The organism is Nocardiopsis sp. NPDC007018 (assembly GCF_040635075.1).
GTDB lineage: Bacteria > Actinomycetota > Actinomycetes > Streptosporangiales > Streptosporangiaceae > Nocardiopsis.
On the sequence record NZ_JBEYHA010000006.1, the window covers coordinates 110,085 to 131,556 of the forward strand.

Here is a 21,472-nt window from a genome sequence, read left to right on the forward strand (position 1 = left end):
GTCCGTGTCCGAGTAGCAGAGTGGGTAGACGTAGGCACAGACAGTCGCGGGGGGAGTGCGCATGGCGACGATCGGCCAGACCCTGTCCGCCGCACGGATCGCGGCGGGTTGCTCCTTGGAGAACCTGAGCACACGTACACGCATCCGCATGCAGGTCCTGAGGGGGATCGAGAACGAGGACTTCGTCCCCTGCGGAGGGGACTTCTACGCCCGCGGGCACATCCGGAGGATCTGCAAGCTCTTCGGAATCGACCCCGCACCGCTGCTGGAGGAGTTCGAACGGGAACACGCCTCACCCGAGAAGGCCACCTTCGTCCCCCTGCCCCGGCACCCGTCCGCCCAGCCGAAGGCGGCGCGTGTGGCCGCCGCGCAGGGGGGACGCGCCCACACCGGGGCCGACGAACGCGAGGCGCCCCAGGACGTCCCCCGCAGCATCGGTGACGCGGAGGCCGACCCCGAGCAGCGGGCGGAGAGCTGGGGGCACTTCGAGCGCAACCAGAAGCTGGCCCGACCGCCCCGGCGCAACCGCCCCAGGGGCGTTCCCGCGGGGGCGGGCAACGGGGTCCCCGGGCCGCGGCGGCCCGGTCGGCACAGCAGGCCGCAGAGCCCGCCTCCCGGACCGGGCCCGGGGGCGGCCCGCGCGGCGGCCCCCCGCAGCGGGGTCAGCGGCACGACCAGCCGGAGGGCCGAGGCGTTCCGGCGCCACTGGCCGTGGGCCGTGGTCGGACTGATCCTGATCGCCGCCGTGTTCGTGGGCGTACGCACCTGGCAGGGCTGGGACGAGGGCAACCCCGTACGGACCGCCTTCGAGTCGGCCCGCGCCAGCGGCGACGAGGCGGTCGACTCCGCGCTGCGTCCGGAGGACGCCGCCGTGCCCCTCGAGCGGGCGGAGCCGCCCGTCGAGGTCGTTCCGGCGGAGTTCACCGTCACCCTGTCCGGCACCGGCCGCAGCTGGATCGAGGTCAAGGACGCGGAGGGGGAGGGCCTCTTCACCGGGTTCCTCCTGGAGGGCGAGTCCCAGGAGTACGCGGCCGAGCAGCCGCTGAACCTGTGGGTCGGCAACGCGGGCGCGGTCGACGTGGCCGTGGACGGCGAGGACCACGGGCCCAGCGGCCAGATCGGCGAGGTCCGCGAGTTCACCATCGGAGCGCGGGGCCTGGGCGACTGACGGGTGTCTCCACGGCGCGGTCCGGCTCCGGACCGGACGAGGCCGGGGTACGGGCGGGTAGGTCAACCACGGTAGTGTGGGGGGCTGCGGGCGGCGACATGCGACGCCCTCGTGCGAGCACGACCCGACCGGTCACCCCGGCCTCCGGCCGCGCCTCGCCCCGCAGCACCCGTAGCTCACCCACACGCTTGGAAGCCATGTCATCGCGCCGTACTGTCTCACTCGTCACCCTGGGGTGTGCGCGTAACGAGGTCGACTCCGAAGAGCTCGCCGGACGCCTTGCCGCTGGCGGCTGGGACCTCGTCGACGACGACACCAAGGCCGACGTGACCGTCGTCAACACCTGCGGGTTCATCGACGCCGCCAAACAGGACTCCATCGAGACCCTGCTGGAGGCCGCGGAGGGCGGCGGGAAGGTCGTCGCCGCGGGCTGCATGGCCGAACGCTACGGCTCCGAGCTGGCCGACGCGCTGCCCGAGGCCAACGTGATCGGGTTCGACGACTACGCCGCCATCACCGACCGGCTCGACGACGTCGTCGCCGGACGCACGCTGGTTCCGCACGACCCCCGCGACCGCCGCACCCTGCTGCCGATCAGCCCCGCCGACCGCGACGCCTCCCAGGTCCACGTGCCCGGGCACGCAGCGTTCGCCGACGCGGCGGGTGCCGAGGGCACCGAGCTGCCCTACCGCGCGGCCACCCCGCGCCGCCGTCTGAGCGGCGGCCCCGTCGCCAACCTCAAGATCGCCTCCGGCTGCGACAGACGGTGCACCTTCTGCGCCATCCCCGCCTTCCGGGGCGCCTACATCTCCCGCCAGCCGGACGAGATCGTCCGCGAGGCCGAGTGGCTGGCCAGCGAGGGCGTGCGCGAGGTCTTCCTGGTCAGCGAGAACTCCACGTCCTACGGCAAGGACCTGGGCGACGTGCGCGCGCTGGAGAAGCTGTTGCCGCGCCTGGCCGCCGTCGAGGGCCTGGAGCGGGTCAGGGTCAGCTACCTCCAGCCCGCCGAGGTCCGCCCCGGGCTGGTGGACGTGCTCACCACCACCCCCGGCGTGGTGCCCTACTTCGACCTGTCCTTCCAGCACGCCAGCGGTCCGCTGCTGCGCCGCATGCGCAGGTTCGGCGATCGCGAACGCTTCCTGGAGCTGCTGGAGACCGCCCGCAAGGGCGCGCCGGAGGCCGGTGCGCGCTCCAACTTCATCGTCGGTTTCCCCGGGGAGACGGAGGAGGAGTTCCAGGAGCTGGTGGCCTTCCTCAGCGAGGCCCGCCTGGACGCCATCGGCGTGTTCGGCTACTCCGACGAGGACGGAACCGAGGCCCTCAAGCACGAGGGCAAGGTGCCCGAGGAGGTCGTCCAGGAGCGCGTCGACACGCTCAACCGCCTGGCCGAGGAACTCATGGTCCAGCGGGCCGAGGAGCGGATCGGCACCGAGGTGACCGTCCTGGTGGAGACCGTCCTTGAGGACGGCGCCTACGAGGGCCGCGCCGAGCACCAGGCGCCCGAGGTCGACGGCAGCACCATCCTGTACGGCGAGGGCCTGGCCGTCGGCGACCTGGTGCGCGCCACCGTCATCCAGTCGATGGGGGCCGACCTCGTCGCGGAGCAGGACGGGGACAGCGCCGACAGATGAGCACCCACGACCCCGCGGACCCGCCCGCCTCCCAGGCCCCGCTGTGGAACATCGCGAACATCCTCACGATGACCCGCCTGGTCATGGTGCCGGTCTTCGTCTGGTTCATGTTCCTGCCCGGTCTCGGGTGGCAGATCGCCGCGTTCTCCGTCTTCGTGCTCGCCGCCATCACCGACCGCGTCGACGGCGAGCTGGCCCGCCGCCACAACCTGGTCACCGACTTCGGCAAGATCGCCGACCCCATCGCCGACAAGGCGTTGACCGGCGCGGCACTGATCGTGCTGTCGATCCAGGGCGACCTGTGGTGGTGGGTCACCGCCGCCATCCTGCTGCGCGAGTGGGGCGTGACCGCGCTGCGCTTCGCGGTACTGCGCTACGGCGTCATGCCCGCCAGCAGCGGGGGCAAGCTCAAGACGGTCCTCCAGATCGTGGCGATCAGCATCTACCTGTTCCCGTTGCAGCTGCTCCCGTTCACCGACGTGTTCACGTGGATCGCGCACGGCGTCATGGCGGCGGCCCTGGCCGTCACGCTCTGGACCGGGCTGACCTACGTGGCCGACGCCGTCCGGCTCGTGCGCGCCAAGGGCGCGGACGGCGCGCAGGCGTAGCGCCGTGGGCGGAGCGGGGACCGAAGCCGAGCCGGTGCGCGCGGCGCTGGACGCCGCGCGGGCCGCGCACCGGGCGCTGCTCGACGCCGGGTCCACCGCCGCCAGCGCGGAGTCCCTCACCGGGGGGATGATCGGCGCCCACCTGACCTCCGTGCCCGGCTCCTCCACCACCTACCGGGGCGGGGCCGTCACCTACGCCACCGACACCAAGGCCTCCGTACTGGGGGTCCCCGAGGGCCTGCTGGCCGAGCACGGGGCCGTGCACCCGGAGGTCGCCGCCCACATGGCGCGCGGCGTCAGGCGGCTCGTCGGTGCCGACTACGGGGTCGCGGTCACCGGAGTGGCGGGGCCCGAGCCCCAGGACGGCCAGCCCGTGGGCACCGTCTACGTGGCGGTGGCGGGACCGGACTCACACACGTGGGTCCGCCGGTTCTGTTTCACCGGGGATCGTGCGGGTATCCGCCTTGACACGGTCGCGGGTGCGCTGGCGCTCCTGAGGACCGCCGTTCGCGGGGACGCGACGCCAGACACCCGGGCCTGATCCCTCCGGCTGGTCCACCTCCCCCGGGGCCGGGGAACAAAACCACCCCCGGACGAGGTTCCCCCTCCAGCGAACAGGACGGCAAGAGGTGCCCGAATCGGGCGTGGGGCAGGTACGGTGTTGTATATGAAGGTCGTTACCGGTGGGAGGGAGCGCGAATGATGGTCCTGCTTCGTCACCTACTTGGTGACGTGCTCAGGCGGCTGCGCCAGCGCCAGGGTCGCACCCTCCGAGAGGTGTCGGCCGATGCACGGGTCTCCCTCGGCTACCTGTCCGAGGTCGAACGGGGACAGAAGGAAGCCTCTTCCGAATTGCTCTCCTCGATCTGCGGTGCCCTCGGGGTACCGCTCTCGCAGGTGCTCCGGGAGGTCTCCGACCAGCTGGCCCTGGCCGAGCTCCAGGAGGCCGCGCTGCTGGGCGACGCGGTCACGGCCGACCCCGTCCCGGCGCAGGACCTCGGCATCGCTCCCGTCCCGGACCGTGTGCCCCAGGTCGCCGACATGGCGGGTGTGTGACACCCGGCCGCCAGCCCACGCGGACTGTTGCGAGTCCTCACCGCGCGAGCCGGTCACCCCTCCAGGGGTGACCGGCTCGCGGTGTTCTGGGCGGTGCCCCCTGGGGGCGTCCGTCAGCGGTGGGTGTGGTTGACCCAGGACTCGGGGTCCTCGGCCAGCACGCGCACCTGTTCGGGGAGTTCGTTGGTGACCAGGTGCTGGAGGTTGACCCCCTCCAGGATGGAGCGCTCGCTGGCGCGCAGGGCGATCCACACCTGTTGCAGGCTGCGGGCGGCTCCGTCGTAGTCGACGTGTTCGGGGCGTTCCCCGCGCACGTTGGCGAGCGGCCCGTCGACCGCACGGATGATGTCGGCGAGGGAGATCTCCGCCGCTGGTCGGGCCAGCCAGTAGCCGCCGACGGGGCCCCGTTGGCTGCGAACCAGTCCGGCGCGGCGTAGCTGGGTGAGGATGTTCTCTAGGAATTTTCCGGGGATGGCCTGCGCGCGTGCGAGCTGCTCGGCCGTCACCGGACCGTCGCTGGCGACAGCGAGCTCTGCGGCCGCGCGAAGCGCGTAGTCGACCCGGGCTGAAAGGCGCATGCTGTGATTATGCCGTGGTTAGAAGGGCGAATGGGGCACCGGGCGCCGACGAGTGTCGTCCGCGGCCGGGATGCTACAGGCCAAGGGTACTTCTCCTACCGGCTTTCGGGGACATGTGTGATGTCGTCCCCGGTGTCGTATCCGGTGGAACATCCGCGGCCCGGTCCCTTGAGGAGAGGTGGGGACCGGGCCGCGGCGGGGCGTACGGGGTGGGTACGCCCGGGGAGGGGCTGTGTGGCGTGCGCCCGCTACCGGGCGGCCTCCAGGGCGCCCGCGGAGCCGAGGAGCTCGGCGGCGCTGAGCCCGTTGACGTGGGCGGCGCCGTAGGTGCTCACGTAGGCGCCGCAGTCGGGACGCCAGATGGGTAGGCCCATCTCGACCACCACGGCCTTCGGCCGGGCGCTCAGGAGGCCGTTGACGAACGCCTGGGCGGTCGGGTAACGGTGCGCGTCGCGCACCACGACCACCAGGTCGCGGTCGGCGGCGGCCGCCAGCACGGCGGCGGGCTCGTCGGTCTCGGGTGAGACCCGCACGGTGTCCGCGAACCAGGGGCCCAGGCCCCACGGCACGTCGCCGACGGCCACCCCGGCCGGCGCGTCCACCTCGACCACGTAGGGGTTCTCCAGCGGAGGGATGTCGCCGTCCACGCGGGTGGCGCGGCGGGCCCCGGTCAGACCGACCCGATCGGAACCGTCGGCCCCGGCCGACCGCTCCTCGGCGGAACTCCTGATCCACTGGCGCAGGCGGGCGTTGCGGTCGGCCGCCTCCTCCAGGCGCTCACCGGACAGGCGCCCGTCGCGGACCGCCTCCACCAGCGCGGTGCGCACCTGGGCGACCTGGTCGGCGTACACGAACCGGCCCAGGCACAGCAGGTCGCACCCGGCGGCCACCGCGAGCACGCTGGCCTCGGGGATGCCGATCTCACCGCTGACCCCGCGCATGTCCATCGCGTCGCTGACCACGACCCCGTCGAAACCGAGCTCACCGCGCAGGAGGTCGTTGAGCAGGGCCTGGTTCAGGGTCGCGGGGCCGTCGCCGCCGCCCAGACCCGGCAGCTCGATGTGCGCGGTCAGGATGGAGCGCACCCCGGCGTCGATGGCCGCCCGGAACGGCAGCAGCTCACGGCGGTGCAGCAGGTCGGCGTCGGCCTCCACACGGGGCAGGGTGTGGTGGGAGTCCTGGGAGGTGGCGCCGTGGCCGGGGAAGTGCTTGGCGCACGCGGCCACCCCGGCCTCCTGGAGGCCCCGGACGGAGGCGGCCGCGTGCCGGGCGACCAGCTCGGCGTCGGCCCCGAAGGAACGGGTGCCGATGACGGGGTTGTCGTCGGCGACGTTGACGTCCACCGAAGGGGCCAGGTCCATGTTGAAGCCCAGCCCCGACAGCTGCCGTCCCAGCGCGCGCAGGGTGGCGCGGGTCAGCTCGGGGTCGTCGACCGCGCCCAGGGCGGCGTTGCCGGGGTAGTCGCTTCCCCGGGCCTGGCCGATGCGGGTGACGTCGCCGCCCTCCTCGTCCAGCGAGATCAGGGGCGTGTCCGTGGCCTCGCACAGGCTCGCGTTGAGCGCGGTGACCTGCTCGGGGCTCTCCAGGTTGTTGTGGAAGAGACAGACGCCGGAGATCCCGTCCGCCAGCCCGTCCAGAATCCATCGGGGGGCATGGAGGGACTCGAAGGGCACCAGCAGCGTGGCGTTGGCCAGACGCTCCAGTGTCGGGTCGTGCGGCATGACGAACTCCGTTCGTGAGCAAGGGTGCCCAGGGGAGGGCAGACGCGTAGCGGGGACGGGGTGGTGGAGGTGACGGTCGCGGGCGGTCAGCCCTTGACGGCTCCCATGGTCAGACCGGAGACCATGCGGCGCTGGACGAAGAGGAAGAAGATCATCACCGGTACGGTCAGCAGGGTCGAGGCGGCCATGATCGAGCCCCACTCGATGGACACCGCGCCGAAGTAGTACTGGAGCGAGATCGGCAGCGTGTAGGCACCGGTGTTGTTCTGGAGGAACGTGAACGCGACCAGGAACTCGTTCCAAGCGGTGATGAAGGCGAAGATGCTCGCGGCGGCCAGACCGGGCGCGACCAGCGGCATCAGGATGCGCCAGAAGATGGTCCAGCCGTTCGCGCCGTCGATGGCCGCGGCCTCCTCCAGTTCCCGGGGCACCGCCGACACGAAGTTGCGGATCATCAGGATGGTGATCGGCAGGGACACGGCGACGTAGATGACGAAGACGCCGCTCAGGTTGCCGACCAGTTCGATGTCCAGGGTCTTGCCCAGGTGGAAGAAGTTGATGAAGAGCGAGATGATCAGCGCCTCCACCGGGACCATCTGGATCACCAGCAGCATGATGATGAACGCCGAACGCAGCTTGAACCGGAACCGCGCCACGGCGATCGCCGCGAGCAGCGCCAGCAGGGCGCCGAAGGACACCGCGCCGACGGTGATGATGAGGCTGTTGGTGAGGAAGGACCAGAAGGACGTGCCGGGGATGAGTACGCCGGACAGGACCCGCTCGAAGTGCTCGAAGGTGATCTCGCGGGGGAAGAGGGTGGGCTCGCGCGTGAAGATCTCCCCGGTGGGCCGCAGCGCCGTGGCCAGCACCCAGTAGACGGGGAAGACCGCGAAGACGAAGACCACCAGGGCCGCGAGGTAGGCGCCGAGCCTGCCGAGGGCCTTGCGCAGACGGTACACGTTGTTCATCGGGCCTCCTCCTGGCGGATCATCGCGCGCAGGTAGTACGCGCTGATCACGAGCACCAGGACGGTCATGATCACGGCGATCGCCGACCCCATGCCGTAGTTGGGCGGGGTCGAGGCGAAGCCCAGTTGGTAGATGTAGGTCGGGATCAGGTGGATGTCCCGGTTGGTGAGGCCGCCCGCGAGGATGAACAGCTGGGTGAAGATGCGGAAGTCCCAGATCACCTGGAGGATGAGCAGCAGTGCGAAGAGCGGCCGGAGCATCGGGAAGGTGACGTTCCAAAAGCTCCGCCAGGCGGTCGCGCCGTCGATGCGCGCGGCCTCGTAGAGCTCGTTCGGGATGCTCTTGAGCCCGGCCAGCACGCTGATGGCGACGAACGGGAACGACTGCCACACCACGGTGATGATCAGGATCGGGAACAGCGTCTCGGGCGCGTTGAACCAGTTGTACTCGTTCCAGCCCGAGCCGACCAGCCAGTTCGGGAGGCTGTCCAGGATGGTGTTGACCAGCCCGTACCGGGTGTCGAACAGCCAGCGGTAGACGATCGCGGCGCTGATGACGGGGGTGGCCCACGCCAGCATCAGCCCGAGCCCCAGGGCGGTGGAGGCCCACTTCGGAAGCTTGTGCATGAGGATGCCGACGAGCGTTCCGAGGATCATCGTCAGGACCACCATGGAGAGGCAGACGACGATGGTGTTGCGGAAGATCGACCAGAAGCGGTCGTCGGTGAGCACGTAGAGGTAGTGCCCGAAGTTGTTCCAGTTGGCTTCCTGGCCCTGGAGCTGACGCAGACCGTAGTCGTGCAGCGAGATCCACACCATCTGGCCGATGGGCCAGAGGAGGACCACGGCCAGCACGGTCAGGGCGGGCAGGATCAGGAGGTAGGGAACGAACCTGAGGCGCGTGCGGTGCGACAGGCCCGACCTCCCCCGGGGCCGTCGGGCCTCGGGTTCCGTGGGGCGTTCCAGCGTTTGTGTCATGAGCCGTTCCTGGCGGGTTGAGCGGGGGCGGCCGCCTCTCGGGCGACCGCCCCTGGAGCGTGCGCGAGGTATACGCGGACGGGAGTTACTCGGCGACCTCGCGGTTGAGGGCCTCGGTGAGCTCCTCGTTCAGCTCGGGCAGGACGTCGTCGGCGTCCTCACCCTGGGCCAGACGCTGCACGGCGTTCTGGATGGTGGTCAGCTCCCACTGGACGTGGCCCCAGTTGGCGGTGTCCGGGAACAGGCGCAGGTCGCCGGTGGCCTGCGTGGCGGCACCGGCCAGGACCGGGTCCTCCTGGAACGCGTCGCTCTCCAGCACGTCACCGTAGGTCGGGAACATCGACGACACCTCGTTGTAGGGCATCGCGTTGTCCTTGCTGTTCAGGACGGTGATGTAGTCGAAGGCGGCCTCGGGGTGCTCGGAGGTGCCCCACACGGCGAGGTCGGAGCCGCCGCCGAAGGCGGGGGCCATGCCGTCGACACCGGGGATGGGCGCGGTGGCCCACTGGTCGGCGTACTCGTCGTTGAGGTCCTCCAGCTGGGCGCGGGCCCAGGGACCGTCGATGAACATCCCGACCTCGCGGTTCACGAAGTCGGCGTGGGCGCAGTCGACCTCGTTGAGGCCGACGCAGGCGCTCGGCGAGATGCCGTCGACCGTCAGGCCGGCGTAGAACTCCAGGGCCTCACGGGTCTCGGGGGAGTCGAGCTGGCCGACCCACTCGTCGCCCTCCTGGACGGCGAACTCGCCGTCGTTGGCCCACACGAAGCTGGCGACGCCGTTGAGGAAGTCGGTCGGCGCGGCGAAACCGGGGACGCCGTGCTCCTCCTCGATGGCCTCGGAGACCTCGACCAGATCGTCCCAGTTCTCCGGGGGCTCGTGGCCCAGGTCGCGGAGCCAGTCCGCGTTGTACCAGAGGGCGCGGACGCCGCTGTACCAGGGGATGCTGTACTGCGCGTCGCCGAAGGTGCCGTTGGCGTAGGCGCCTTCGAGGAGGTCGTCGGCGGCCTCCCAGTCACCGACGTAGGGCGACACGTCGTAGAGGGCCTGGGCGTCGGCCCAGGTGGGGACCTGGTCGTTGCCGATCTCGACGACGTCGGGTCCGCCGGAGACCATGGCGGTCTGGAACCGCTGGCTGAACTCGCCCCAGGGAATCCACTGGACGTCGACGTCGGTGTCCGGGTAGAGCTCCTGGTACTGCTCGGTCACCGAGTCCATGAAGGTGTTCTGCGCCTCGCTGGCGTCACCCATGCGCCACACGGTCAGGGTGTCGGGCGCGTCACCGGAGGAGCTGCCTCCGTCGTCGGAGCCGCCGCCGCAGGCGGCCGCGAGCAACACCACGGCCGAGGCCAGGGCGATCTTGGGGAACCTCATGTGAACGTATCTCCCTTCGCACGTCGCGCCGGGGCTCGGCGCCTGTGCTCGAAACGACCTGGGATCATGAACGGACCCGGGCGCCTCGACGTCTCTTATGGGGGTGTGCTGGGACAGCACTGGTTTGTGACCGCCCCGCCGGCGCGGGTACCGGTGGTCCGAATACCACCTCGGACCTGCCGGGACGTGACCTCCTGTGAGGTTGTCAGCTAAATTAACAGGAAACTTTCCTAATAAAAACAGGGTGAGGTGTCACGGTTATGTCTCAACGTCCGGGGACTCCCCGGCTGCTGCGCCAGCTCAACGATCGCGCGGCACTGGAACTCCTCTTGTCCGGCGGTCCGCTCACCAGGACCCAGCTCGGCACGAGGACGGGCCTGTCCAAGGTGACGGCGTCCCAGCTCCTCTCACGTCTTGAGGAACGCGACCTCGTCCGGGTCGTCGGCAGCCAGGCCGGGGGCAGGGGGCCCAACGCCGCCCTCTACGCGGTGGTACCCGAGAGCGCCTACGTCGCCGCCCTCGACGTCAGCGCGGGCCGGGTCACCGCCACCATCGCCGACATCACCGGCCGGGTCATCAGCGAGGTCACCGTCGACCCCAGCGCCTCCGACGACCCCGTCGCCCTGGTGCACACCGCCGTGATGCGGCTGGCCGAGACCGCCGAGGTCCCGCTGGACAAGGTCCGCGCCTGCGTGATCGGCACCCCCGGCGTGGTCGACCCGCGCACCGGCGACATCCGGTTCTCCTTCGACCTCATGTCCTGGCACGAAGGGGTCCTGGAGGCCCTGCGCAGCGACCTCAAACGCTCGGTCGTGCTGGAGAACGACGTGAACCTGGCCGCCCTGGCCGAGTACTCCGAGGGCGCGGCCGAGGGCGTCGACGAGTTCGTGCTGATCTGGCTCAGCGCCGCCGGCGGCGTCGGCATGTCCACGATGATCGACGGCCGCATCCTTCGGGGCCGGTCCGGCGGCGCGGGCGAGATCGGCTACCTGCCCGTGCCCGGCGCTCCCATGCCGGTCGACGTGGGCCTGTCCGGCTCCTACGAGGCCCACCTCGCGGCGGGCGACCGGGAGCTGCCGCACAGCTTCCAGGCGCTGGTCAAGGCCAAGCAGGTGGTCCAGCTCGCCGCCGAGCACGGCATCCACGGCTCCGACGTCACCGAGGTCGTGGCCTCCGCCTCGGCCAGCGGCACCCCCGGGGGAGACGCCTTCCTCGACGCCTTCGCCGACCGCCTCGCCCGGGGCGTGGCGGCGGTCAGCGTCATCATCGACCCGGGTCTGGTGGTCCTGGGCGGCGACGTCGCCAAGGCGGGCGGCCCCAGGCTCGCCGAACGGGTGCAGGCCGCCACCGCCCGGATAGCCCCCAACGTCACCGAGGTGGCCCTGGGCTCCGTCGGCGGCAGCCCGGTGGTGCGCGGCGCCCTCCTGCACGCCCTCGAACGCGCCCGCGACGAGGTCTTCTCCTCCACGGTCTGACCCCCGCACCCGCCCTGCCCCACCCCGCCCCGCACACACCGAATCCGCGCCCCGGCACCCCCAAGCGCCGGGGCGCGCGGCCGGTGTCAGTCCGTGCCGGAGTCGGGGCCGAAGGAGTCGATGACCTCCTGGAAGTCGTCCTGGCGGGTGTCCCGGAGCTCCGCCGGGACGTTGAAGCTGATCCGGTAGGCGATGCCCCGGTCGCCGTCGCTGATCTCCCGGGTGAACATCCACCGCTCCGGGTGCTCGCGCTCCTCGTAGCGGTAGAGCACCTCGTAGACGGCGCTCTGGAGGCGTCCCTCCAGTTCCTCGGTCTCCAGCCTCTGCCGTCGGACGTCGCTAAAGTCGTCGTCCTCCTGGAGGAGTTCCTCCATACGCGTCATGGACCCCTCGGCGTCGCGCAGCAGGAAGTCGGACTGCGTGGCGACGACGGTCACGTTCGTGTCCGCGTCGCCGGTCTCCAGCTCGTACGAGGACAGCCGGGTGACCGAGTCGCCCCCGCCCTGGAGGTCGCCCTCACGCACGACCCAGTCCTGGGGCATGACGAGTTCGACCACACCGTCGCCGAGGCGCACGTACCCCTCGGGGGCGTCGTCGGTGAGGGTCTGGGGGAGTGGTTCCGGTGTGGCGGCGGGCTCCGAGGCTCCGGCGGTCGGTTCGGGGGACGGCGCCCGGGACCGGTCGTCCTCTCCGTCGTCGGAGGCCAGCAGCCCCGGAAGGGCGAGGCCGCCCGCGACCACCAGGGCGGCCAGGACGGCGGCGCCGATCCACAGCGGCGCGCGCGAGTGCCGGGTACGCGGCGCCTGGGGTGGACGGGGACGGTGGGGGAGCGGGGCCTCGGAGGACTCCGCGTGGTGCGGCGGGGGCGCGTCCAGCAGGGCCAGGGCCGGCTCGGGGAGCAGTCGCCGCCGGGGGTCGCGCACCAGCAGCCCGGACACCACGGCCGCCACCGGGCCCCGCGCCGGAACCGGGGGGACGGGCTGGGTGAGGACCGCCGTGAGGGTCGCGGTGAGCGAGTCCCGCTTGAACGGGGACTCCCCGGACAGGGCGGCGAACAGGGTCGCGCCCAGGCTCCACAGGTCCGAGACCGCCCCGTTCTCCTCGTCCTCCAGGCGCTCGGGGGCGGCGTAGGCGGCCGTGCCCAGGATGGCGCCCGTCCCGGTCAGCGCCGTGCCCCCGTGGTCGGGGAGGTTGGCGATCCCGAAGTCGGTCAGGACCGGCCGGGAGCCGCCCCCGCTCAGCATGATGTTGGCGGGTTTGACGTCGCGGTGGACCACCCCCGCCCGGTGGGCGGCCCACAGCGCCCCCAGCAGCGGGCGGGCGATCCGCTTCACCTCGTCCTCTCGCAGGGGGCCGCCGCGCCGCAGCCGCTCGCGCAGCGACTCGCCGTCCAACAGTTCCATGACGATGTACGGAACCCCGCCCTCCTCCAGGACGTCGTGCACGGTCACCACCGAGGGGTGGGAGACCCGAGCCGCCGCCTGGGCCTCACGCACCATCCGGGCCCGGGCGCGCTCGCGCTCCCGGGGAGGCATGTCGTGGGGGAGGTGCACCTCCTTGACCGCGACCTCACGGTCCAGGCCGGTGTCGTGGGCCCGCCACACGGTGCCCATCGCTCCGCTGCCGAGCTCCTCAAGGAACGTGTAGCGGCCGACCGTCCGGTGCTGGGCGGCGGGGCCGAGGCGCACGGTGGGGCCGGAGGGGTCGTCGGGGGCGTCAGGGGCGGCGGGGTTCATGCGCCCATTCTCGCAAACCGGAGAGCCGGGGCGATTCCCCCGCGCCCCCGACCCGGTCCGCGAGCCCTGTCAGCGGACGGGGCGCCACGGGTCAGCGGTGCGCGAGCCGCCGCACCATCGCGATCCGGACGCGTACGACGATCCCGGCCTCCTCCTCGACCCGCCACTGGTGCTCCAGCCCGGGGCCCCACGCCGCACGCGGCAACTCGGTGAAGCCCCGGCGCGCGTACCAGGGGCCGTTCCAGGGCAGGTCGCGGAAGGTCGTGAGGGTGACCCGGTCGTGCCCGTCCTCCGCCGCCCGGTCGCACACCGCGGCCAGGAGCGCGCCGCCGATCCCGCGCCGCCCGTGGTCGGGGTGGACGGCGAGCTGTTCGAGGTGGACGGCCCCGTCCAGGGTGGTCGTGGCGGCCAGGCCGCACACGCCCCGGTCGGTGACGGCCACCAGGACCCGCTCCACGTGGTCGAGCATCTCCCGGGGGTCGTCGGGCGGGAGCGCGAGCCCCGCCTCCGCGAAGAGCGTGTCCGCCGCGAGGGACACCTCCACCAGGGACGCGGTGTCGCCCGGTTCCATGGGGCGGATGAGGGGTGACAAGGCCACCTCCTGAGTCGGGTTCACGGTCCGGTGGTGATCCTCGCGCACCACCGGGCGGTCCGGCCAGTGGATTCCCGCCCGCCCCCGCCCGCCCTCGTTCACCGGCGCAGGCGCAGGCCCTTGGGGGTGACGTGGAACCCTGCCGCGACCAGGGCGGTGTCCACCGGGGTACCGAACACCTCCACGCCGTCCGCGCGCTCCACCGTCAACGACTCCACCGCTCCCGAGAGCACGAGCCCGGCCACCGCGCGGGCGGCCCGCTCCACCAGCTCCGGGGAGGAGCCGAAGGTCAGCACCGACCGGCCGCCCCGGCCCACGAACAGGGTGAGGTGGCCGCCGTCCAGCACCACCAGAGCGCCCGCCGCCCGGCCCGGCCGGTGGGCCCCCTCCGTACCCGGGACCCCCGAAGGCCAGGCCAGTACCGAGCCGAACGGGTTGGCGGGGTCCGTGGCCGCCAGCACCACGGGCGCCGTGCGGCCCCCGGGCCGTTCGTCCGAGAGCGCGCGCAGCCGGTCCACGGCCCCGGGCAGCGCGAACTGCGCTCCACCCAGGCCCTCCACGAAGTACCCCCGGCGGACCCGCCCGGCCTCCTCCATGGTGCGCAGCACCCGGTACTCGTCCGACGAGACGCCTCCACCCTGCTGCCCCTTGAGTAGCAGGCCGTCGCGCTCCAGCCGCGCCTCCACGCGCGCCAGCGTGCGCCGGGTCGGATCGGGTTCGGGCACCGGGGCCACCGACCAGCGCCCCGCCGCGGTGGGCGGCCCCGCACGGGTGGGCAGGACCGGGCGGCGCCGGGACCGGGAGGGGCTCCGGCGCGTGACCGGGCCCGCCTCCAGCACGGCGCGCAGCGGCGCCAGGGTGTCGTTGGTGACGCACCCCGCCCACACCAGCCGCCACACCGCCGCCACCAGGTCCGCGTCGGAGACCACCGCCCCGCCCAGGGCGCGGGCGACCCGGTCGGCGACGTCCCGGAGGAACAGCGCCCCGCCCTGCCTCAGCGCGTCCAGGACGGTGGCCTCCAGCGAACCCTCCTCCGGCGGGACCGGGTCCGGCAACAGCAGGGGAGCCTCGTCCGCCGGGGCCAGCACCAGCCAGCCGTCTCCGCCCGGCAGGGACCCCGCCCCCGCCCACACCACCTCACCGGCCTGGGTGAGCGCGTCCAGCCCCGACGGCGCGTAGCCCTCCACCCGGGCGGGCAGCACGGACGACTCCAATGACGAGGCCGCCAACGGGGTCCCGCGCAGCGACTCGACGGCCTCGAACACCGCGTCGGGTCCGCTGAGCCGGGCGTCGGGCACCGCCCGCTGCCACAGCGGGACGAACCGTGCCAGGGCCGACGGCTCGACCGGCTCGACCTCCCTGCGCAGACGGGCGACCGAACCCCTCCGCAGACGCCGCAGCACGTCGTCGTCGCACCACTCGGTACCGCTGCCGCCGGGCCGGAACCCGCCGCGCGCCACCCGGCCGCGCCCCGACAGCTCGCGCAGCGCCCCCTCCACCACGTCCCGGTTCAGCCCCAGGCCGCGGGCCGCCTCCGTGGCGGTGAACGGCCCGTGCGTGCGGGCGAACCGGGACACCAGGTCCACCACGGGCGCCGCCACCGGCTCCAGGAAGGCCTCGGGCACCCCGGGCGGGGGCTCGGCCCCCAGGGCGTCGCGCAGCCTTGCCACGTCCTCCACCGCGCACCACCGCTCGGCCCCGGCCACCCGCATCCGCACCGCGCGGCCGGTCTTCTCCAGCTCGGCCAACCACCCCCGCTCGGCCCCCCGCTCCGCCGCCTCGGCGGTCGTCAGGGGTCCGACCTCCCGCAACAGGTCGGCGGCGCCCTCCAGGTCCCGCACCGGGGCCGCGGTCCGCTGCAACAGCGCCCCCGTGTGCTCCACCACCTCCGGGTCGAGCAGCTCCCGCAGGTCGGCGCCGCCCAACAGGTCCGCCAACAGCGACGGGTCCAGGGTGAGGGCCTGCGCCCGCAGTTCGGCGGCGGGAGCGTCCCCCTCGTACAGGAACGCCGCCGTGTACTCCATCAGCAGGGACCGGGCGAACGGCGAGGCCGACCGGGTCTCCACCTCCACCACCCGCGTCCGCCGAGCCCGCACGTCGGTGAGCACCTCCACCAGCGAGGGCACGTCGAACACGTCCCGCAGGCACTCGCGTACCGTCTCCAACACGATCGGGAACGACCCGTACCGGCCCGCCACCGACAACAGGTGCTGGGCCCGCAACCGCTGCTGCCACAGCGGCATCCGACGGTCGGGGCGCTGACGGGGCAACAGCAGCGCCCGTGCCGCGCACTCGCGGAACCGCGACGCGAACAGCGCCGACCCGGTGAGCTCGTCCGTGACCACCGCCTCCACGGACTCCGGTTCCAACGACACCAGGTCGGCCAGCTCGCCCGCGCGCAGGTGCCCGCCCGACTCCACGTCCGGCAACCGCAGCACGATGCCGTCGTCACCGTGCACCACCTGGACGTCCGCCCCGAACCGTTCCCGCGCGCGCCCCGCGATCGCCAGTGCCCACGGGGCGTGCACCCGGGCGCCGAGCGGTGAGTGCACCACGGCCCGCCAGTCGCCCACCTGGTCGCGGAAGCGCTCGATCACCACCGTGCGGTCGTCGGGCACGCTCCCCGTCGCCTCGCGCTGGTCGGCCACGTACTCCACCAGGTTGTCGGCGGCCCAACCGTCCAACCCGGCCGCGGTGGCCAGCTCCCGGCCCCGTCGTGCGTCCAGACCGGCCAGCTCGCGCGTCATCGCGCCCACCGCCCGGCCCAGCTCGGCGGGGCGGCCGAGCGCGTCCGCCTTCCAGAACGGCATCCGGCCCGGCCTTCCCGGGGCGGGCGAGACCAGCACCCGGTCGGCGGTGATCGCCTCGATCCGCCACGAGGTCGACCCCAGCACGAACACGTCGCCCACCCGCGACTCGTACACCATCTCCTCGTCCAGTTCCCCCACACGGGTCGGGGCCCGGCTCGCCGACTTCGAGGCCAGGTGCACCCCGTACAGGCCCCGGTCCGGAATGGTGCCCCCGCTGATCACCGCCAGCCGCTGGGCACCCGGCCGGGCCCGCAGCAGGCCGCCGTCGCGGTCCCACACCAGACGCGGACGCAGCTCGGCGAACTCGTCCGAGGGGTAGCGGCCCGACAGCATGTCCAGCACCGCCTCCAGGACCGCGTCGCCCAGCTCCGCGAAGGGGGCCGCGCGCCGCACCAGCGCGGCGAGGTCGTCCACAGCCCAGTCGTCCATCGCCACCATCGCCACGACCTGCTGCGACAGCACGTCCAGGGGGTCGCGCGGCATCTCCAGCCGCTCGATCCCGCCCGCGCGCATCCGCTCGGTCACCACCGTGGTCGCCAGCAGGTCTCCCCGGTACTGGGGCAGGAACACCCCGCGCGAGGTCTCGCCCACCTGGTGCCCCGCACGGCCCACCCGTTGGAGGCCGCTGGCCACCGACGGGGGAGCGGCCACCTGCACCACGAGGTCCACCGCGCCCATGTCCACCCCGAGTTCGAGGCTGGAGGTGGCCACCACGCACCGCAGCCGTCCCTCCTTGAGGTCGTCCTCGATGAGCGCCCGCTCGGCCTTGGACACCGACCCGTGGTGGGCGCGGGCGATCACCGGCGCGCCGCCACGGCTCTGCCCCGACTGGCCGATCACCTGGGCGGCGACCTCCTCCGGATGGAACTCCTCGCCTAGGCGCTCGGCGTGCAGGTCGTTGAGCCGGGCGCACAGCTTCTCGGCCGTGCGGCGGCCGTTGGTGAACACGATGGTCGAGCGGTGCGCCTCGACCAGGTCCAGCACCCGCCGCTCCATGTGCGGCCACACCGAGCCCCGGCTCATCGCACCCCCCGAGCGCGGGTCCGGCGCCCCGCCCGCGGAGGCCTCGGGCGGACTCCCCGGCTCGTCCAGGTCGGGTGCGGACGCCTCCACCCGCAGGTCCATGTGCGGGGTGTCGGGCGGGGCCACGATCACGGTGCCCGGGGCGCTCGCACCGTTCCCGCTCAGGTAGGCGGCCACGGTCTCGCGCGGGCGCACGGTGGCGGACAGGCCGATCCGCTGCGCCGGGCGGTCCAGCAGGACCGACAGGCGTTCCAGGCTCAGCGCCAGGTGGGCGCCGCGCTTGGTTCCGGCCAGGGCGTGCACCTCGTCCACGATGACCGTCTCCACGCCCGCCAGGCCCTCGCGGGCCCGGGAGGTCAGCACCAGGAAGAGGGACTCGGGCGTGGTGATGAGGACGTCGGGCGGGTGGGTGGCCATCCGGCGCCGCTCCTGGGCGGGGGTGTCCCCGGTGCGCACCCCCACGGTGACGGGGGAGAGGTCCTCGCCGCCCTCGGCGGCGGCCGCGGCGATTCCGGCCAGCGGCAGGCGGAGGTTGCGCTCCACGTCCACGGCCAGCGCCTTGAGCGGGGACACGTACAGGACCCGGCAGCGCCGCGCGCGGTCCTCGGGCACCGGGGCGTGGGTGAGCCGGTCCAGGGACCACAGGAAGGCCGACAGCGTCTTGCCCGAGCCGGTCGGCGCCACGACCAGCGTGTCCCGGCCGGAGGCGATCGTCCGCCAGGCCTCGGTCTGCGCGGCCGTGGGGCCGTGCGGGAAGGTCCGCGCGAACCACGACCGGGTCGCGGGTCCGAAGGGGGCCAGGGGGTCGGTCGCTCCGCTCATCGCACCAGTCTGCCCAAGGGTTCCGACAGAACGGCGCAGGACACCCGGGTCCGGGAGGAGCCGGAACCCGTCCTGTGGACACGTCCTCGCGGCCCCCTCCCGTCACTCATACTGGGGCCGATGAGACTCACTGTTTTCTGGCACAACATGCACGCCCAGTTCGGCGAGGCCTACGCGGACAGCCTGGCCAAGGACTACGTCATCGAGGCCCTCGGCTCCCGCACGGTCAACCAGGCGCTGGCCGACGGGACCGCGGCCAAGGAGGTGTGGCGGGCCGTGTGTGACGCGTTCGACCTTCCCGCCTCCGTTCGCTGACCCCGCGTTCCCCAAGTCCGCGTAAAAACCGGGCCGCCGGGCGTTCGCACCGGATTTCGAACATGAGTTCGGGTACTCTGGGCCTGCGGCGGACCGACGACGAGCGTCGCGATTGTCGTACCGACCGCGTAGCGTCATGCCCATCATGAAGAAAAAAGCATCAACCCAACAGGGGAATCCCGTGGCATCTGGAGACCGAGACAAGGCTCTCGAAACAGCGCTCGCGCAGATCGAGCGGCAGTTCGGCAAGGGCTCCGTCATGCGGCTGGGGGACGACGACCGTCCGCCCATCGAGGCGATCCCCACCGGCGCCATCGCGCTCGACGTCGCCCTGGGCATCGGCGGCCTGCCCAAGGGCCGGGTCGTCGAGGTCTACGGCCCGGAGTCCAGCGGTAAGACCACCGTCGCCCTGCACGCCGTGGCCAGCGCCCAGAAGATGGGCGGCATCGCCGCCTTCGTCGACGCCGAGCACGCGCTCGACCCCGAATACGCGAAGAAGATCGGTGTCGACACCGACAACCTCCTGCTGTCCCAGCCGGACACCGGCGAGCAGGCGCTCGAGATCGTCGACATGCTCATCCGTTCCGGCGCCGTCTCCATCATCGTGATCGACTCCGTGGCGGCCCTGGTGCCCCGCGCCGAGATCGAGGGCGAGATGGGCGACAGCCACGTCGGCCTCCAGGCCCGGCTCATGTCCCAGGCGCTGCGCAAGATCGCCGGAGCCCTGCACTCCACCGGCACCACCGCGATCTTCATCAACCAGCTCCGCGAGAAGGTCGGCGTCATGTTCGGCTCGCCGGAGACCACCACCGGCGGCAAGGCGCTGAAGTTCTACGCCTCGGTCCGCCTGGACGTGCGCCGGATCGAGACGCTCAAGGACGGTACCGACGCGGTCGGCAACCGCACCCGCGTCAAGGTCGTCAAGAACAAGGTCGCGCCACCCTTCAAGCAGGCGGAGTTCGACATCCTCTACGGTGTCGGCGTCTCCCGCGAGGGCAGCCTCATCGACCTGGGCGTGGAGCACGCCATCGTGCGCAAGTCCGGTGCCTGGTACACCTACGACGGCACCCAGCTCGGGCAGGGCAAGGAGAACGCCCGCAACTTCCTGCGCGAGAACGTCGACGTGGCCAAGGAGATCGAGAAGAAGATCAAGGAGAAGCTGGGCATCCCCGGTTCGGGCGACGACAGCGCCTCCGGCCCCGCCGAGCCCAAGGCCGACCCGGTCAAGGCCGAGGAGCCCAAGGCCCCCGCCAAGCGCGCCGCGGCCAAGACCACCAAGGCCGCCGTTCCGGATGCGTGAGGGGCGCCGGTCACCTGACCGCGCCGGACCGGCCGAGACCGGCCTGGTGAACTCCGACGAGGGGTCCGCTCCGGAGGCACGCCCCGGAGCGGACCTGGAGAACAAGGCCAGGAACCTGGTCCTGCGGATGCTGACCCACTCACCGCGCACCCGCGCCCAGCTGGAGCGCTCCCTGCACCGCAGGGAGTACCCGGACGAGGTGGTCGAGCGGGTGCTCAACGGCCTCGACGAGGCCGGGCTCGTCGACGACGCCTCCTTCGCCCGCGCCTGGGTCGACTCCCGACAGCACGGCAGGGGCCTGTCCCGCCGTGCCCTGACCCAGGAGCTGCGCACCCGGGGGGTGGAGGAGGAGACCGTCCGCGCGGCGGTGGCCGAGGTCAGCGACGAGGACGAGCAGGAGGCCGCCCGCGCCCTGGCCCGCAAGAGCCTGCGGGGCAGCCGGGGCAGGGAGAGGGAGGCCCGGGTCCGGCGGGCCCTGGGCGTGCTGGCCCGCAAGGGGTACCCGGGCGGGCTGTCCTACCGGATCGTCCGCGAGGAGATGGACGTGGAGGGCCTGGAGGCCGACCCGGACCGTCCCGGCTTCTAGACGCCCCGCGTCCCGGACCGGCGCACACCGGCGGCGACCGTCGCGCGGGGGTGCTAGCTTCCCCTTCTGTGACGGAGCACCAGGAACGGACCAGGGCGGCCTACGACGGGGTCGTCGAACTCTACGCGTCGGTGGTCGCCGGGCGACCGGAGACGCAGACCTTCACCCGGAGCATGATCGGCGCCTTCGCCGAGCTGGTGCGCGAGCGGGGCGACCCGCGCGTCGCCGACCTCGGATGCGGGCCCGGACACCTCACGGCCCTGCTGCGCGACCTGGGCCTGGACGCCTTCGGGCTCGATCTCTCCCCGGGCATGGTGGCGCACGCGCGCGGAGCCCACCCGGAGCTGAGGTTCGAACAGGCCCGCATGGAGTCCCTTCCCCTCGGGGACGGGGCCCTCGGCGGGGTGCTCGCCCACTACTCGATGATCCACACCCCGCCCGGAGAGGTCCCCGCCCTCCTCACCGAGCAGGCCCGTGTCCTGGCACCGGGCGGTCTCCTGCTGGCCTCGTTCTTCGCCACCGACGGGCCGGAACCGGTCCGCTTCGACCACCGGGTGGCGCCCGCCCACAGCTGGCCGGTGGACCGGTTCGCCGGGCTGCTGGCCGACGCCGGGTTCACCGAGTTCGCCCGGCTGGTGCACGATCCGGCCTCCGAGCGGGGATTCCTCGACGCCCACCTGCTGGCCCGCCGGGGGTAGCGCGGCGGCCGGCCCCGCCGCGCGCACCGCCCGGAT

18 protein-coding genes are annotated in these 21,472 nt (G+C 72.7%); 10 read left to right on the forward strand and 8 right to left on the reverse strand.

What is annotated here, in order from left to right; all coding sequences use genetic code 11:
- Positions 1–61: 61 nt before the first annotated feature.
- The 5 genes from ABZ635_RS04880 to ABZ635_RS04900 all read left to right on the forward strand — a co-directional run bounded on the left by ABZ635_RS04880 (position 62) and on the right by ABZ635_RS04900 (position 4,463).
- Positions 62–1,168 carry a RodZ domain-containing protein gene (locus tag ABZ635_RS04880; protein ID WP_357759010.1) on the forward strand — a complete coding sequence of 369 codons (1,107 nt, stop codon included), beginning with the start codon at positions 62–64 and terminating at the stop codon, positions 1,166–1,168.
- A gap of 197 nt (positions 1,169–1,365) precedes the next feature.
- Positions 1,366–2,799 carry a 30S ribosomal protein S12 methylthiotransferase RimO gene (rimO, locus tag ABZ635_RS04885; protein ID WP_357759013.1) on the forward strand — a complete coding sequence of 478 codons (1,434 nt, stop codon included), beginning with the start codon at positions 1,366–1,368 and terminating at the stop codon, positions 2,797–2,799.
- Entirely contained in the window at positions 2,796–3,407 is a 612-nt protein-coding gene (gene pgsA, locus ABZ635_RS04890; protein ID WP_357759015.1) for a CDP-diacylglycerol--glycerol-3-phosphate 3-phosphatidyltransferase, read from the forward strand. Before rimO ends, pgsA begins: the two co-directional genes overlap by 4 nt.
- A gap of 4 nt (positions 3,408–3,411) precedes the next feature.
- Complete coding sequence (locus tag ABZ635_RS04895; protein WP_357759017.1) at positions 3,412–3,948, forward strand: CinA family protein; 537 nt, start codon at positions 3,412–3,414, stop codon at positions 3,946–3,948.
- Between the two features lie 158 nt (positions 3,949–4,106).
- The gene (locus ABZ635_RS04900) at positions 4,107–4,463 is read left to right on the forward strand and encodes a helix-turn-helix transcriptional regulator (protein WP_357759020.1); all 357 of its coding nucleotides are present in this window, start codon (positions 4,107–4,109) and stop codon (positions 4,461–4,463) included.
- A gap of 113 nt (positions 4,464–4,576) precedes the next feature.
- On the opposite strand, the gene ABZ635_RS04905 is transcribed toward ABZ635_RS04900, so the two are convergent.
- The 5 genes from ABZ635_RS04905 to ABZ635_RS04925 form a co-directional block, all read right to left on the reverse strand.
- A complete protein-coding gene (locus ABZ635_RS04905) occupies positions 4,577–5,041 on the reverse strand; it encodes an Rrf2 family transcriptional regulator (RefSeq protein ID WP_026129576.1) in 465 nt (154 codons plus the stop codon).
- A 248-nt stretch (positions 5,042–5,289) separates the two neighbouring features.
- Positions 5,290–6,762, reverse strand: a complete 1,473-nt coding sequence (locus tag ABZ635_RS04910) for a glycoside hydrolase family 3 N-terminal domain-containing protein (RefSeq protein WP_357759023.1) — start codon at positions 6,760–6,762, stop codon at positions 5,290–5,292.
- Between the two features lie 86 nt (positions 6,763–6,848).
- Positions 6,849–7,730, reverse strand: a complete 882-nt coding sequence (locus tag ABZ635_RS04915; RefSeq protein WP_357759024.1) for a carbohydrate ABC transporter permease — start codon at positions 7,728–7,730, stop codon at positions 6,849–6,851.
- The gene (locus ABZ635_RS04920) at positions 7,727–8,707 is read right to left on the reverse strand and encodes a sugar ABC transporter permease (protein ID WP_357759027.1); all 981 of its coding nucleotides are present in this window, start codon (positions 8,705–8,707) and stop codon (positions 7,727–7,729) included. The genes ABZ635_RS04915 and ABZ635_RS04920 overlap by 4 nt, the downstream gene beginning before the upstream one ends.
- Before the next feature lie 85 nt (positions 8,708–8,792).
- On the reverse strand, positions 8,793–10,079 hold the full coding sequence (locus tag ABZ635_RS04925; RefSeq protein WP_357759030.1) for an extracellular solute-binding protein: 1,287 nt from the start codon (positions 10,077–10,079) through the stop codon (positions 8,793–8,795).
- 260 nt (positions 10,080–10,339) lie between these two features.
- On the opposite strand from ABZ635_RS04925, the gene ABZ635_RS04930 reads away from it, so the two are divergent.
- Positions 10,340–11,554, forward strand: coding sequence for an ROK family transcriptional regulator (locus ABZ635_RS04930; RefSeq protein ID WP_357759033.1), 1,215 nt, complete (start codon positions 10,340–10,342; stop codon positions 11,552–11,554).
- Between the two features lie 86 nt (positions 11,555–11,640).
- Here ABZ635_RS04930 and ABZ635_RS04935 read toward each other — a convergent pair whose 3' ends face one another.
- The 3 genes from ABZ635_RS04935 to ABZ635_RS04945 form a co-directional block, all read right to left on the reverse strand.
- The gene (locus ABZ635_RS04935) at positions 11,641–13,290 is read right to left on the reverse strand and encodes a protein kinase (protein ID WP_357759036.1); all 1,650 of its coding nucleotides are present in this window, start codon (positions 13,288–13,290) and stop codon (positions 11,641–11,643) included.
- A gap of 91 nt (positions 13,291–13,381) precedes the next feature.
- Entirely contained in the window at positions 13,382–13,861 is a 480-nt protein-coding gene (locus ABZ635_RS04940) for a GNAT family N-acetyltransferase (RefSeq protein ID WP_357759143.1), read from the reverse strand.
- A gap of 119 nt (positions 13,862–13,980) precedes the next feature.
- Positions 13,981–18,537, reverse strand: coding sequence for an ATP-dependent helicase (locus tag ABZ635_RS04945; protein WP_357759039.1), 4,557 nt, complete (start codon positions 18,535–18,537; stop codon positions 13,981–13,983).
- A 120-nt stretch (positions 18,538–18,657) separates the two neighbouring features.
- Between ABZ635_RS04945 and ABZ635_RS04950 the strand changes: the two genes are divergently transcribed.
- The 4 genes from ABZ635_RS04950 to ABZ635_RS04965 all read left to right on the forward strand — a co-directional run bounded on the left by ABZ635_RS04950 (position 18,658) and on the right by ABZ635_RS04965 (position 21,436).
- Positions 18,658–18,852 (forward strand): DUF3046 domain-containing protein, encoded by a 195-nt coding sequence (locus ABZ635_RS04950; RefSeq protein WP_357759042.1) that lies wholly within the window; start codon positions 18,658–18,660, stop codon positions 18,850–18,852.
- Positions 18,853–18,997: 145 nt separating this feature from the next.
- Positions 18,998–20,152 (forward strand): recombinase RecA, encoded by a 1,155-nt coding sequence (gene recA, locus ABZ635_RS04955; RefSeq protein ID WP_357759045.1) that lies wholly within the window; start codon positions 18,998–19,000, stop codon positions 20,150–20,152.
- Complete coding sequence (locus ABZ635_RS04960) at positions 20,145–20,738, forward strand: regulatory protein RecX (RefSeq protein ID WP_357759047.1); 594 nt, start codon at positions 20,145–20,147, stop codon at positions 20,736–20,738. Before recA ends, ABZ635_RS04960 begins: the two co-directional genes overlap by 8 nt.
- 68 nt (positions 20,739–20,806) lie before the next feature.
- Positions 20,807–21,436 (forward strand): class I SAM-dependent methyltransferase, encoded by a 630-nt coding sequence (locus ABZ635_RS04965; RefSeq protein ID WP_357759050.1) that lies wholly within the window; start codon positions 20,807–20,809, stop codon positions 21,434–21,436.
- Positions 21,437–21,472: the final 36 nt, after the last annotated feature.

Bases quoted from the DNA above. Each gene is read 5' to 3' on its own strand.
- ABZ635_RS04940 (WP_357759143.1), bottom strand. From the start codon at position 13,861: ATGGAACCGGGCGACACCGCGTCCCTGGTGGAGGTGTCCCTCGCGGCG.
- ABZ635_RS04920 (WP_357759027.1), bottom strand. From the start codon at position 8,707: ATGACACAAACGCTGGAACGCCCCACGGAACCCGAGGCCCGACGGCCC.
- ABZ635_RS04905 (WP_026129576.1), bottom strand. From the start codon at position 5,041: ATGCGCCTTTCAGCCCGGGTCGACTACGCGCTTCGCGCGGCCGCAGAG.
- ABZ635_RS04935 (WP_357759036.1), bottom strand. From the start codon at position 13,290: ATGAACCCCGCCGCCCCTGACGCCCCCGACGACCCCTCCGGCCCCACC.
- rimO (WP_357759013.1), top strand. From the start codon at position 1,366: ATGTCATCGCGCCGTACTGTCTCACTCGTCACCCTGGGGTGTGCGCGT.
- ABZ635_RS04910 (WP_357759023.1), bottom strand. From the start codon at position 6,762: ATGCCGCACGACCCGACACTGGAGCGTCTGGCCAACGCCACGCTGCTG.
- ABZ635_RS04930 (WP_357759033.1), top strand. From the start codon at position 10,340: ATGTCTCAACGTCCGGGGACTCCCCGGCTGCTGCGCCAGCTCAACGAT.
- pgsA (WP_357759015.1), top strand. From the start codon at position 2,796: ATGAGCACCCACGACCCCGCGGACCCGCCCGCCTCCCAGGCCCCGCTG.
- ABZ635_RS04925 (WP_357759030.1), bottom strand. From the start codon at position 10,079: ATGAGGTTCCCCAAGATCGCCCTGGCCTCGGCCGTGGTGTTGCTCGCG.
- ABZ635_RS04960 (WP_357759047.1), top strand. From the start codon at position 20,145: ATGCGTGAGGGGCGCCGGTCACCTGACCGCGCCGGACCGGCCGAGACC.
- ABZ635_RS04880 (WP_357759010.1), top strand. From the start codon at position 62: ATGGCGACGATCGGCCAGACCCTGTCCGCCGCACGGATCGCGGCGGGT.
- recA (WP_357759045.1), top strand. From the start codon at position 18,998: ATGAAGAAAAAAGCATCAACCCAACAGGGGAATCCCGTGGCATCTGGA.
- ABZ635_RS04950 (WP_357759042.1), top strand. From the start codon at position 18,658: ATGAGACTCACTGTTTTCTGGCACAACATGCACGCCCAGTTCGGCGAG.
- ABZ635_RS04945 (WP_357759039.1), bottom strand. From the start codon at position 18,537: ATGAGCGGAGCGACCGACCCCCTGGCCCCCTTCGGACCCGCGACCCGG.
- ABZ635_RS04900 (WP_357759020.1), top strand. From the start codon at position 4,107: ATGATGGTCCTGCTTCGTCACCTACTTGGTGACGTGCTCAGGCGGCTG.
- ABZ635_RS04915 (WP_357759024.1), bottom strand. From the start codon at position 7,730: ATGAACAACGTGTACCGTCTGCGCAAGGCCCTCGGCAGGCTCGGCGCC.